The following is a 13,844-nucleotide window of genomic DNA, read 5'->3' on the forward strand; positions in this document are numbered from 1 at the left end:
ATGGCTTAACCTATGGCTAAGCCATTTTTATTACTATGGAAATATTATCTGGTCAGATATAAGTAGCCCGCTTCCTGTTGAGGTTTAGACTGATTGTCTTTGTATCTCAATATGTAATAATATGTTCCTTCCGGCAACCCGTTTGATTCTTTTACTGTTGTTCTTCCTTCTGAGAAACCTTTAAACACGATATCATTGTTGTTATAGTGATCTCTTTCAAAAACCAACACGCCCCAACGGTTGTAAATCTGAACTGTATTGTCCGGGTAACACTCGATTCCTCTAATGTAAAATCTTGTGTTTTTTTCGTCACCGTTTAAAGAAACCGCATTAAAGATTTTTATACTACAACCATCCTTTAATTCAATGACAGTCGGAGTATCACCGTCGATATTCTCAGAATCTGAAATATCAGAAGTACTAACACCTTTTTGAGTAAATCCGGAAACTGTTGCCTGATTACTTACTAAACCGGCAATTATGTCTGCCTGAGTCAGCACATATTTTCCTGTAAATGTCATGGTATCGCTTTCTCCTACCGCTAAATTGACTGGTCCGCCGTTGATTACTACTCCAGGTAAGAGATCAGCAATTGTAATGTTTTGAAGTGCGGTATTACCTGTATTTTTAACTGTAAAAGTATAGGTTATCGTCTCTCCTGCTTCGGCAGTTCCATTTCCGTTAGTATCATTCAATGACGCTTTCATGATAAGCGATATTGCAGGAACCTCAACAAAAATGTGAACGGTTGCCGTAGTACAATTTGATGCATTGGCTTTTTCGCAGATTTGATAAGTCAGATCGTAATTTCCGCCCGGAGTTCCCGGTGCAACATCAATTGTTCCGTCTGCATTAAGAGTTATTCCGGTTGGGAAATTTTGTCCTTTTATAGTAACATCTGCAGGATTAACCGGAACACCATTTAATTTGTCATTATCTAAAACATTGACTACTTCTAATGAACCGTTAATTCCGTCTGCAATACTATTGTCATTATCATTTCCTGCTTCGATTCCGAATTGAGGTCTTGCGCTGCATCCCGATAAAGCAGAAGGATAGTTTACACTAACAGATTTAGTAGGGTTTAATGAAAACTGCATGTTAACCGCCGGTCTTGTTAATTCAAATCCGTCATTACCTTCTGTCCATTGTCCTTTAACCAATACCCATCCTGGCCAGTCGGTTGGTTTGTTATTTGCGTTTAAAATTGTTCCGGGCCACAATACCGTTCCATTTAGAGGCATATTAGTTTGTGTGGCCACAATATTGTTTGCGCTGTCAATCCAGTTGATTGTAACTAATCCTTTTGGTGTAAAGTTATCTGCTGCAACATTATAAGTGACATAAGCAGCGTTGTCTGAACAAAAACTGGTTGCAGTTACTGTGATTTCCGGTGCAACAACTGTCACAGAAACAGTTGCAGAAGAACAGTTGCTGTTATTAGCCTTTTCGCAAATCTCGTACGTAAGTGTATACGTACCTGCCGGAGCATTTGGTGCTAAGTCAGCAGTTCCGTCCGGGTTAAGCGTCAATATTCCTTTAGGATCCGGAGTTACTGTTTTAATAGTAACATCTGTAACTACAATTGGATTGTTATCTAAAGTATCGTTGTCTAAAATATTGATAACTTTAACCACTTCATTGATACCTACAACTGAACCAGCTTCATCTTTAACTGCGTTCAATTGTGATTTTACCACCGGTATTGTAACGATTGCAGGTGTTGCATCAATTGATCCGTTATTGTCGGTTGCAGTAAAAGTAAAAGTATCGTTCCCTGCAAATGCACCGCTTGGATCATAAGTCAATATTGCGGCTTCTGCTGGTGTTAAAACCTGATTAGCTACAACAGGAATACCGTTTAAAGCTAATATTCCGTTGGCTGGTAAGGTCAATACGATATAATTTACAATAGTTCCGTCGCCGTCTGAAGCTGTTAACGCATCGATTACCGTCGCACCAGCTTTAGAAGGAATAACAGAATTAGTTTGGTCATTGGCAACAGGCGCGTTATTTACAACCGGAATTGTTATAACTGCTGATGTGGAAACTGCTCCAAGATTATCTGTTGCTGTAAAAGTAAACGTGTCATTTCCTGTAAATGCTCCGTTTGGCTCATAAGTTAATTGAGCTGCCTCAGAAGGTGTCAATACTTGTCCTGCCGTTACAATTGTTCCATTTAATTTTAAAATTCCGCCTGCCGGCAACGTAATAATGGTATAATTAGTAATTGTACCATCAATATCTGTTGCAGAAAGCGCATTAATCGGAGTTTCTCCCGCATTTGACGACATGCTGTTATTACTATCAGCATTTGCAACCGGATTATCATTAACAGCCGTAACTGTTATAACCTGATTAGCCGTAGCAGTCCCTGCTTTTCCATCGCTGATTTCATAAGGGAACTGGATTGCTGTAGCTGAATTAAAATTAGCATCTGGTGTAAAAGTAATCAAGCCGGTAGCCGAGATATTTACTTTTCCGTTAGGAACGGTGATTTCCTGAACCCCGCCAGTTAAAGTGGTTCCGTTGATTGAGGTAATAGTTAAAGTGTCACCGTCAACATCTGTATCTGAGTTTAACGGATTTAATGTTACAGAACTATCTTCTGAAACCGTATAAGAATCGTCAACCGCAACCGGATTATCATTAACAGCTGTAACCGCTATGATCTGATTGGCCGTAGCAGTCCCTCCTTTTCCATCGCTGATTTCATAAGGAAACTGGATTGCTGTAGCGGAATTAAAATTAGCATCCGCTATGAAAGTAATTACGCCAGCCGCCGAGATATTTACTTTTCCGTTAGGAACGGTGATTTCCTGAACGCCTCCAGTTAAGGCAATTCCATTAATTGAAGTGATTGTTAAAGTATCACCATCAACATCTGTATCTGCATTTAACGGATTTAATGGTATTGAAGAATCTTCTGCAACGGTATACGAATCGTCAACCGCAACAGGATTATCGTTAACAGCCGTAACCGCTATGATCTGATTGGCCGTCGAAGTCCCGCCTTTTCCGTCGCTGATTTCGTAAGGGAACTGGATTGCCGTTGTCGAATTAAAATTAGCATCTGGTGTAAAAGTAATTACACCGGTAGCCGAGATATTTACTTTTCCGTTAGGAACGGTGATTTCCTGAACGCCTCCAGTTAAGGCAATTCCATTAATTGAAGTGATTGTTAAAGTATCACCGTCAACATCTGTATCTGAATGTAACGGATTTAATATTACAGAACTATCTTCTGAAACCGTATAAGAATCGTCAACCGCAACTGGTTTATCATTTACTGCCGTAACTGTTATGATCTGATTTGCCGTAGCAGTACCGCCTTTTCCGTCGCTGATTTCGTAAGGGAACTGGATGGCTGTAGCTGAATTAAAATTAGCATCCGCTATGAAAGTAATTACACCTGTAGCTGAGATATTTACTTTTCCGTTTGGAACGGTAATTTCCTGAACGCCTCCAGTTAAGGCAATTCCATTAATTGAAGTGATTGTTAAAGTATCACCATCAACATCTGTATCTGCATTTAACGGATTTAATGGTATTGAAGAATCTTCTGAAACCGTATAAGAATCGTCAACCGCAACTGGGTTATCATTTACTGCCGTAACTATTATGATCTGATTTGCCGTGGCAGTTCCTCCTTTTCCGTCGCTGATTTCGTAAGGGAACTGGATGGCTGTAGCTGAATTAAAATTAGCATCTGGTGTAAAAGTAATTACGCCAGTAGCTGAGATATTTACTTTTCCGTTTGGAACGGTAATTTCCTGAACGCCTCCAGTTAAGGCAATTCCATTAATTGAAGTGATTGTTAAAGTATCACCATCAACATCTGTATCTGCATTTAACGGATTTAATGGTATTGAAGAATCTTCTGCAACCGTATAAGTATCGTCAACTGCAACTGGGTTATCATTTACTGCCGTAACTGTTATAACCTGATTGGCTGTAGCAGTCCCTCCTTTTCCATCGCTGATTTCGTAAGGGAACTGGATTGCTGTAGCAGAATTAAAATTGGCATCTGCTATGAAAGTAATTACACCTGTAGCTGAGATATTTACTTTTCCGTTTGGAACGGTGATTTCCTGAACTCCGCCCGTTACAGTGGTTCCGTTGATTGAGGTAATAGTTAAAGTATCACCGTCAACATCTGCATCTAAATTTAACGGATTTAATGTTACAGTACTATCTTCTGCAACGGTATAAGAATCGTCAACTGCCACCGGATTATCATTTACTGCCGTAACTGTAATAATCTGATTGGCCGTAGCAGTACCGCCTTTTCCGTCGCTGATTTCGTAAGGAAACTGGATTGCTGTAGCAGAATTAAAATTAGCATCTGGTGTAAAAGTAATCAAGCCGGTAGCCGAGATATTTACTTTTCCGTTAGGAACGGTGATTTCCTGAACGCCTCCAGTTAAGGCCATTCCATTAATTGAAATGATTGTTAACGTATCACCGTCAACATCTGTATCTAAATTTAACGGATTTAATGCTACAGAAGTATCTTCTGAAACCGTATAAGAATCGTCAACGGCAACTGGGTTATCATTTACTGCCGTAACTGTTATGATCTGATTTGCCGTGGCAGTTCCTCCTTTTCCGTCGCTGATTTCGTAAGGGAACTGGATTGCTGTAGCAGAATTAAAATTGGCATCTGCTATGAAAGTAATTACACCTGTAGCTGAGATATTTACTTTTCCGTTTGAAACGGTAATTTCCTGAATCCCGCCCGTTAAAGTGGTTCCGTTGATTGAGGTAATAGTTAAAGTATCACCGTCAACATCTGTATCTAAATTTAACGGATTTAATGCTACAGAACTATCTTCTGAAACGGTATACGAATCGTCAATTGCAACCGGATTATCATTAACAGCATTCACCAAAAATGTAATATCCGCAGAATCACACAGTCCTAATGCATCACATAAAGTATACGTGATTTTTGCTGTACCATTATAGTTATTTGCCGGATTAAAAGTTACAATTCCTGTAGTGGTATTTAAAGTCCAAACTCCTTTAGCATCAGAAAATGTAGTCTGAATACCAGCGGTTAAAGGATCTAAATCTATTGTAAACTGATTTGCTCCATTTACTGGCGCAGTTGGATTTCCGTCAGAGTCGGTATCATTAACAAGTATCGCAACAGAACCGTCTGCTCCGTCTTCAGTTAAAGGAAAGGCAGTACGATCATCGTCATTTGCTACCGGCGCGTGATTCACAACAGGAGTTACTGATCCGGAATTATTAACCGGAGTTGGATCATTCTGCACTCCAGTGATCGTAGCGGTATTAATATACGAACCTGTTGCATTTACCGTCGCAGTAATGATAAGTGTTTCACTTACGCCATTAGCTAGAGAACCAACTGTCCAATCGGGCGCAAGCCAAGTTCCCGCTGATGGCGTTGCACTTACAAAAGTATATCCTGAAGGAAGAGAATCGGTAACAACAACTCCTGTAGCCGCACTTGGCCCTGAATTCGATGCTGTTATCGTAAATTTAACCGTGTCTCCCACATTAGGAGTACTCTTATCTACTGATTTAGTAACCGAAAGATTCGTTTGAATTATTGGCGTAGCTGTAGCAGAATTATTGGTAGTGCCCGTTTCAGGATTATTTCCGGAAATCGTAGCTGTATTTGCGTATGATCCTGTAGGATTTACTGTGGCAGTTACCGTTAGGGTAGCACTTGCCGCGTTTGCAAGATTACCAATTGTCCAGTCTGGTGCTGTCCATGTTCCTGCTGAAGGTACTGCACTGACAAAAGTATATCCTGAAGGAAGTGCATCATTAATTACAACTCCTGTTGCTTTGTAAGGACCATTATTTATAGCAGTAATTGTAAATACACTATTGCTTCCTACACTGGCATTTGTATTATCGACCACTTTTGTAACCTGAAGATCTACCGGACAAAGCGCGGCGTCAAAGTTTCGTGTCGTAACGGATGTTCCTCCACAAGCAGTTGTTACAGAATATTGAACAGAAACTGTACCGACTCCGGTAAAACTTAAAGTATTTCCCGATAATGTCCCGGGACCGCTTAGTATACTTAATGTACCTCCGGTTGGTGTTGGATTTAATAATACAGGATCATCCACACAATATTTAGAATTAGGTCCTCCTCCCGTTGAAATGGGCTGAATTGCAGGATTGGATTCTGCTCCGCAAATTTGTACATTAGCTGTAGCAAAAGTATAACTTTTTTCTGTTGCACTAGTACTATTACCATCACCCATACTACCGCTAATTCTATGACCAACGTAACCGAATTTAGTTTGGCAATTTTTAACAATCATCGAAGTATGACCTCCTGTTTCAACTGCAAGAATATCATCTGTTGGACTGAGACCATTTGGCATAATAGGATCTGACGGATTATTTGTAGTTCCAAGTAAGGAGCCGTTATTATTTCCAAACGCATAAATGTTCTTGCTGTCATTAATTACATTTACACTACCGTATTGGGAATCATGCTCTTGGGAGCTAAACCATTTAATATTGTTCATAACAGGACCTGTTGCAGAAGTATATCTGGGCTGTACCCAGGACAACCTGTCAGTAACTGTCCAATCTCCAAGTTCTCTGTTAGAATTTTCACCCACTCCGTACAAGTTTCCATCTGTGGCTAAAATATAATAAGATCTCGAAGTTCCATTTCCTGATGAACCAATCATTTTTGGAGTTATTCCGGAAGGAATTGTCATTTGGACTGCTGTGGTCTGATCCGCAATTACAGCAGAATTATTACCTAAATATACATTTTTTCCCCAGACATAAACAGTTCCATCTGACCTCAAAGCCATAAGTCCTTCATAGGATCCTCTACAAGCTACGACATCGGTAAGAAATGGATTCCCGTTCGCAGAAGTAGTAACTCTATACCATTTAGTTGCCGAAGTTGCACCAGTTCCGTTTCCTCTCATATTCAAACTTTGCGAAATTACCCAGACATCTCCACTACAAGTAGTTATTGCTAATGTCTTATAAGTCGCAAACAACATTTTTACATCTCCTGGACTTACACCTGCTGGTAAACCATTCGTATTTCCATCAATTGTTAGTTTTTGAAAGGCTGCACTACTGGTAATTGACTCATCAAGAACAGAACCTTCAGTAGCCCACGCATATAAACCGTCTGTGGCTAAAAGAATTCCCTGCACAGTATTTGACGAAAAACTTCCAAGTCCCGCCTTTAAAGGAGTAGCAGTAGTCAAAGCTGGAAAATTGGCGACATTCACTGTTAACGGAGTCAGTTGGTTTGATGTGCCATTATTTGCAATTTTTTCTCCCCATACCTGAAAGGAACCGTTAGAGGTTCTCACCACTGTAGTATGAAAACTCGAAACAAAATTATCATACTCTATAGTTGCAGCATTATTGTTTGAAGCAGTACCAAAGTTCGATAGATCGGTATTGGGACATCCCAAAACAGGAGTCGCACATTGTCCATGTGAAATCTGAATGAATATAAAAAATACAAAAAGAAGACAAATTGCCTTTTTTATATTTAATCCTCTATTTAAATTAAAGTAGTTTTTTATCATAATTGATCCTGTTATTTTATTATCTGAGGAAGATTGTACGTTTGTACCTGATTGCTGAAATCATAAAAATCAAACATCAGATACGTTTCCTCATTAATGATTCCTGACACTTTATATTTTAATAATTGAGTTTTATTCAGGCTGACTGCTTTTTCCATAGGCTCAGCAGTCATTGAAACTCCCAATCCGGCTATAAAAAGACCCGGCGCAGGTAATTTCGCAATAGAATTATCTGTATTGTTAATTATCACAGGAACTGTGATAATTAAATTGGTGTAGTTTTTCCCTTTGGAAATCTTTTCAGAAAAGGAAATTTTTGAAAAATCAAAAGATAATTTTACAGCTGCAACTTTTATTTTGAATCTGTCTGCAAACACTGGATGATCACATTCGCCTTCATGCTTTTTATTTTCCTGATAATTTATCTCATATTCACCAGGCTCAGCAAATACGTAATCGTTAATTTCATTTCCACGAATGGTTTTGAAAATACTTTTATTAGAATTAGCGATGCTCCATGTTACAGATTCATCGATAGTTCCAAAATCAATTTTTTCACCAAAAGAAATGGTTTTGTAAAACTGCTCAGAATTAAGGTTGAAGTTGTTCTGGGCTGTCGATTTGTAGCTAATAAACAAGATCGAAAAGAAAATGTAAATTAGGACTTTTTCATTTTTTAAACTGAAATGTTTCCAGTAAATAGTCTTAGTCATAATTGAAAATTTAGTTGAACACAGCTTTCGCTAATTGTGCGCGAAATTAATATTTACATAAAGTTTCCTGAGACCGTTACTTGTTCTATTACGCAAAAAGACAAATATTTATTGCATAATAAATCCGTATAATACTAGTTTACAGATTTTTACAAAAAACAGCTTTTCTACTGCCATTTGTAAATTTTGATCCGAAATATTTTGGTTACACCCAAAAGTCGTTATCCAACGACGATTTTTATTTCTGATTTAATGATACTTGATAAAATTCTTACCTAGTGTCGAAAACGTATTTCTATTTAAATCAATTAACTACACCGATTTCGTAATTTATATAATGTCATCACCACAAAATACAAATACACATTATAATTGTTTTATTTTTGCATGGCTTTATAAACTTCCAATTTCAGGGATTTCCAAAATTTATGCGAAGCCGATCTAATTATTTCAGTTGTATTTTATAACTTAAGAATTTGATGTTGTTAAGAAAATCCGGAAGTTTCTGTCTTTTAAAAAAATTCTGTAAATTAGAATGTCATTTTAGTTTTAATACCTTAACAAAAAACACCACCTACTTGCCATTAATTTAAATTTTACGACCTATATGCACTTCAAATCATTTTTACTGCTGATTGCCCTTGTTGTTTCTAATCAATTTAATTATTCTCAAAATTCAAAATACGACAAGGTTTTTGCCGAAACTGCTCAGGTTCTGTTAAGTTCTGATCCAAAAAAAGCGTTAAGCAATACCGATTATCTTTATAAAATTTCGCAAAATAATGCTGAAAAAATTAAAGCCTTTATGCTTAGGGCTACACTATTGCGCCAGTATGGTTTACGTAATGAAGCCATTACATCTCTAAAACGGGCAGACAGCATAGCAATTGTTGACAAAAATTATACACAGCAGGCAAGAATAAATGGTTTTCTCTCTACGCTGCATCGTGAAAACGAAATTTACAGCTTAGGAAAAATTTATTTGCAGAAAGCTTTGGCGGTAAGTAAGAAAATAGAAGATAAAAATGAAATGTACAGATTTCAGGGAAACCTCTCTCAGGAAATCGCATATTACGAAATGTACGCTTCTAATTATGCTAAAGCAATTGCACATCTTAAAAGTGGAAATATACTATTTAAAAAAGCCGGATCCAGTATCGATATCAACTTTCAAACGGCTGTAAATGATGAGCTGATCGCCAAAAATTATCTGTCCTTGCATCAGGTTGATTCTGCATTATTCTATTTTGAAAAAGCTTACGACGAGCTCGAAGATTCCCAATCTGCCAATAGTCCGTTAAAAGGTTTTATACTGAATGGCCTGGCAAACGTATACGCCCAAATGGGGGATAATCAAAAAGCGCAACTTCATTATAACAAAGCAGAACAGATAGCAGATGAATCAAATTTCTTTACTTTAAAGCAGGAAGTTTATACCTCTTTATTAGAGTTTTATAAAAAGACCGATAATAAAAAATACATTTTATATAATGAAAAAAATTCTAAACTAACCAAAGACGACGAGCAGAGCAGAAAAATTATTGCAGATGATTTAATCAAAACACTTCATAAAAACCAGATTAAAAGTAAATCGCAATACGAAAAAAGCAAATTTATTATTGTAGGTTGCAGCATTCTGGTCATTTTGATTTTGATAGCGTTTTTTACTTATAAAAGACGTCAGGATTATAAAAAATTTAAAACTTTTATCAGCAAAAACGAAACAGTTTACGATAAAGCAGAAACAGCTCCGAAGAAAGAAACTACCAAAGAATACATGTCGGAAGCCACTGAAAACACCATCTTAAATAGTATAAAGGAGTTTGAAAAATCGCACTTTTACCTGAACAAAGATATTTCGTTAAATACCGTAGCAGCCGACCTGGGAATAAATCACCGCTATTTATCTTATGTGATAAATAAAAACACCTCTAAGGATTTTGCTGGTTATATCAATGAGTTAAGGATCAATTACATTGTAGACCGCTTAAAAAATGATCCTAATTATTTGAAGTATAAAATTAGTTACCTTGCTGATCAGGCAGGCTTTTCGTCTCACAGTCGATTTACCATTACCTTCAAAAAAATAACCGGAGTTTCACCATTAGATTTTATACGATATCTGCAAAATGAACAACCTGATGTGTCATAAGTGATTATCAAAACATTATATAAAAAGCTTTGAGATTTCAAATCAACAAATTTCATTAACAGATCAACAATAGGCGATATTCACCCTCATTTTCTATTGGTGCTCTGTGAATACAGGGCAACACTTGTTGCTTAGGATGATCGACAGCCAGGCGCCAAAGATGCATTTTACCTAAGTTAACGGGTTTTGCATCTTCGTTTGCCTGATAATGCAAATCAAAAAAATTATCTTTTAAAAAGTTTTCAAATTCCTCCTCTGTTCCATTATGCAGCTCTTTTAGTTGTGCGCGGACTTCCGGAATCCTAATTTTCTGCCTTGCCTGTGAATTGGAAATAATATCACTTGCCGCTCCGTGATAGGTACACAAAAATGTATCTGTTGCAATGGGAGACCGATCAACATGAAAAGAGTAGACATCGGTTGATATAAAGTCAAATTCATCATCCCGTTCATAGCATTTTAGCAGATTAAGCGAGGGCGAAGCTCCAAAATCAGTCAGCAGTTGTAAATCATTTAAAATTATTTGCCTTGCCGTATTTCCCTTTTCTGAGAGTTGGAGCGCTATTAAATCTTTGGCATAAATTTCTGTTATATTTTCCCGTACATCTAATTGTATAAAGAGTTGGTTTACAATTTCGTTAAAATCGCCATCTGGATTTCTGTACCAGCATAACGCATTTGTTTCTCCTTTGAAATCGGTATCAACGAGCTCAGAAAAAGTGGAAACAATACCAATTTGATTACTAGAAAATGTATTGATCATCGAAAAAAATATTTAAAAATAAGTGATTTATGCATCACAAAAATAAGTAATACTAAGTTGCATGTCCTATTTATACCTCTAAACTTAAAATTTAAAATTGAACATTTAGACATTAAAACAGCAAGCTGGTCTTCTACTCGTGTACTAATAATGTATCTGTTTATTAAATATTTAATAAAATAACGAAATGTCGTAAAACAAATTCATAGTATTCATTCCTTATTAACTCACAATGAGAGATTTATATAATTGGCGTAATCATAGCATTACTATTTTAAATAGTAAAAACTTAAAGTATGTTAAACTTAAAAAAAGAGCTGGGCACCTTAAATATGCCCTGGGAAAAAGAATATGGTTATGCGCAAGCCGTAAAAAATGGAGATACGCTATGGATTTCAGGACAATTGGGTCATGACAGTGAGGGCAATCTTGGAGTTGGAATGGAAGATCAGTTCATTAAAACTTACGAAAACATTAAAATTCTTTTAAATAATTTTGATATGAATGAGGATGATATTGTAGAAGAAGTTATTTACGTGACAGATATGGCATCTGCATTTCAGGCAAGGAAAAAATTAGGAAGGTCCTTTTATCCGGATCCCCAAAGAGTTGCCAGCAGTATTGTTGCGGTAACCGAACTGGCACTACCGGGACAAATGGTAGAAATAAAAATTGTAGCTAAAAGTTAAAGCCTGATTTAATCTCAATACTAAATCATAAAAAAAGTATTTCAGTATTTTCAAAGATGTCAACTAAATAGCTAAAGATTTTAGAACCTGAAAAAAGAAAAACCGGCGTAAATTCCGGTTTTCTTTTTTTTACATTTAGATATATCATAAGGGCAAATTTTATTTTATTTAGGATCTCAGTTTTACAAATTCCAATCTTAAAACAGCAGTCCGTAAAATAAGGTCCAAAAATGCAGTCTTTTTTTTGCATTATTAAAATTCACCAAAAGTCTTTAAATCTTATTTATACTCCTGAGGAATAATCTTTGGAAGTCCCTCGCCAAATGGAATATATTCTTTATTGGGCACTTTTTTCATTTCCTCAAATAATTGTATAACATGCGGTGCCATATACATTCCGGCCCATCCATTGTCACTGCCGCTAAAATGTCCGGGAGAATTTCCGTTATCAGGGGCTGCACCGTTAAAAGTCATATCATAATGTTCTGCAGGATCCCATTGCAAATCGTAAGTAGCGACAACCTTTAGAGGTTTATCTGTCCCCAGCCAGCTGTCTTTGGCGGTAAACAGAAATTTAAAATTTTTAACCCTTACAGCACCGAATGTCTGTCCTGCAAAATAAATAAAGCTATCTCTTATTCCGGGTCCTGTACCTAGTAAAGATGCGCTTAAATCGAGACCGTCAAAAATTATTGTTTTACCTGAATTGTCTTTCCATTCATGAGTTGGAACCGGCTGTCCAATAATAGATGCTATAGTAGGCCACCAGTCCATATGAGAAAACATATCCATATTAACAGTACCGTTTTTAATATGTCCGGGCCACCATGCAAGTGCAGGACAACGGAAACCGCCTTCGTAAACAGAACCTTTCATCCCTCTAAAAGGAGTATATCCTGCATCTGGCCACGCATCTATCCACGCTCCATTATCTGTAGTCCAGATTACTAACGTATTTTCTGCAATTCCTGCATCCCGTACAGCCTGTAATATCTGCCCGCAATTATCGTCCATTTCCATCAAAGCATCTAGGTAGATTCCTCCACCGGGAGATTTACCTTTCCATCTTGGTGATGGATTATTTGGATTGTGCACTTTTTCAAAACATACTGTAGCAAAAAAAGGTTTATCATCTTTGGCGTGTTTCTTTATATATTCAACTGTTGATTCACGCATTTCGTCATCGACCGTAGCTAAATCATCAAAGCCCACTTTCTTCTTTACCACTTTTGCAGGCTGACCGGCTTTACCTTCAAATTCGCCAAGATTTATACTTTCCCAGACTTTCATAAATGCTGCATCATCTGATGGAAAATTAGGGTGAAGCGGTTTGTAATCGTATGCATATACACCTGCATAATAAGGAAGCATATGGTACATCTCATCAAAACCATGTTCTGTTGGGTAGTTTGCCTGTTTATCGCCTAAATGCCACTTACCAACAAATACGGTCGAATAACCAGCCTTCTTCATCGCTTGTGCTATGGTAGGCGTTTCTTTTGAAAGTCCGTTTGGATCGCCCGGAACCAAAACAGCAGAAAGTGCAGTACGCACCGGAATACGACCGGTAATAAAGGACGCACGACCAGCAGTGCAGCTTGCCTGTCCGTAGTAATTCACAAATCTGGCACCTTCATTAGCCATTCTGTCAAGATTGGGTGTGGGTGCGCCACGCATAACTCCCCCGCCATAACTTCCAAGGTCGCCCCAACCAACATCATCTGTCATTATCATAATAACATTCGGCTTATCCTTTTTTTGCGCAGCTAGTGGCAGCGACAAAAGTAAGCTTGCAATTAGCACCACATTTAAAATCATTCTTTTGTTTTTGTATTTTAAAATCATATGCTTATAAATTAATAGTTAAGTAGCAAAAAATCGGATTAGCGTATCTAGAATAAATAGCAGACAGATTATTATTGAGAAATAGCTGTATTTATATTATCTGCGAAGTTATCCATCCGAAGTAAT

General features: G+C 37.3%; 6 protein-coding genes. 2 read left to right on the plus strand and 4 right to left on the minus strand.

Features of this window, described 5'->3' with window-relative positions:
- Window positions 1-44 precede the first annotated feature (44 nt).
- Window positions 45-7,556, minus strand: a complete 7,512-nt coding sequence (locus ABEB31_RS00440; protein WP_347049271.1) for an Ig-like domain-containing protein — start codon at window positions 7,554-7,556, stop codon at window positions 45-47.
- Between the two features lie 11 nt (window positions 7,557-7,567).
- Window positions 7,568-8,269 carry a hypothetical protein gene (locus ABEB31_RS00445; protein WP_347049273.1) on the minus strand — a complete coding sequence of 234 codons (702 nt, stop codon included), beginning with the start codon at window positions 8,267-8,269 and terminating at the stop codon, window positions 7,568-7,570.
- A 607-nt stretch (window positions 8,270-8,876) separates the two neighbouring features.
- On the opposite strand from ABEB31_RS00445, the gene ABEB31_RS00450 reads away from it, so the two are divergent.
- Entirely contained in the window at window positions 8,877-10,421 is a 1,545-nt protein-coding gene (locus ABEB31_RS00450) for a helix-turn-helix domain-containing protein (RefSeq protein WP_347049275.1), read from the plus strand.
- Window positions 10,422-10,476: 55 nt separating this feature from the next.
- Here ABEB31_RS00450 and ABEB31_RS00455 read toward each other — a convergent pair whose 3' ends face one another.
- The gene (locus ABEB31_RS00455) at window positions 10,477-11,184 is read right to left on the minus strand and encodes a DUF1826 domain-containing protein (RefSeq protein WP_347049276.1); all 708 of its coding nucleotides are present in this window, start codon (window positions 11,182-11,184) and stop codon (window positions 10,477-10,479) included.
- Window positions 11,185-11,480: 296 nt separating this feature from the next.
- On the opposite strand from ABEB31_RS00455, the gene ABEB31_RS00460 reads away from it, so the two are divergent.
- Window positions 11,481-11,873 carry a Rid family hydrolase gene (locus tag ABEB31_RS00460; RefSeq protein WP_347049278.1) on the plus strand — a complete coding sequence of 131 codons (393 nt, stop codon included), beginning with the start codon at window positions 11,481-11,483 and terminating at the stop codon, window positions 11,871-11,873.
- 279 nt (window positions 11,874-12,152) lie between these two features.
- Here the strand turns inward: ABEB31_RS00460 and ABEB31_RS00465 are convergent, their stop codons facing one another.
- Window positions 12,153-13,718 carry an arylsulfatase gene (locus ABEB31_RS00465; RefSeq protein ID WP_347049279.1) on the minus strand — a complete coding sequence of 522 codons (1,566 nt, stop codon included), beginning with the start codon at window positions 13,716-13,718 and terminating at the stop codon, window positions 12,153-12,155.
- Window positions 13,719-13,844 lie beyond the last annotated feature (126 nt).

It is taken from the genome of Flavobacterium olei (assembly GCF_039749035.1).
Classification (GTDB): domain Bacteria; phylum Bacteroidota; class Bacteroidia; order Flavobacteriales; family Flavobacteriaceae; genus Flavobacterium; species Flavobacterium olei.

Excerpts from the sequence above, each read along its gene's own strand:
- ABEB31_RS00445 (WP_347049273.1), bottom strand. The coding sequence starts at position 8,269 with ATGACTAAGACTATTTACTGGAAACATTTCAGTTTAAAAAATGAAAAA.
- ABEB31_RS00440 (WP_347049271.1), bottom strand. The coding sequence starts at position 7,556 with ATGATAAAAAACTACTTTAATTTAAATAGAGGATTAAATATAAAAAAG.
- ABEB31_RS00465 (WP_347049279.1), bottom strand. The coding sequence starts at position 13,718 with ATGATTTTAAAATACAAAAACAAAAGAATGATTTTAAATGTGGTGCTA.
- ABEB31_RS00460 (WP_347049278.1), top strand. The coding sequence starts at position 11,481 with ATGTTAAACTTAAAAAAAGAGCTGGGCACCTTAAATATGCCCTGGGAA.
- ABEB31_RS00455 (WP_347049276.1), bottom strand. The coding sequence starts at position 11,184 with ATGATCAATACATTTTCTAGTAATCAAATTGGTATTGTTTCCACTTTT.
- ABEB31_RS00450 (WP_347049275.1), top strand. The coding sequence starts at position 8,877 with ATGCACTTCAAATCATTTTTACTGCTGATTGCCCTTGTTGTTTCTAAT.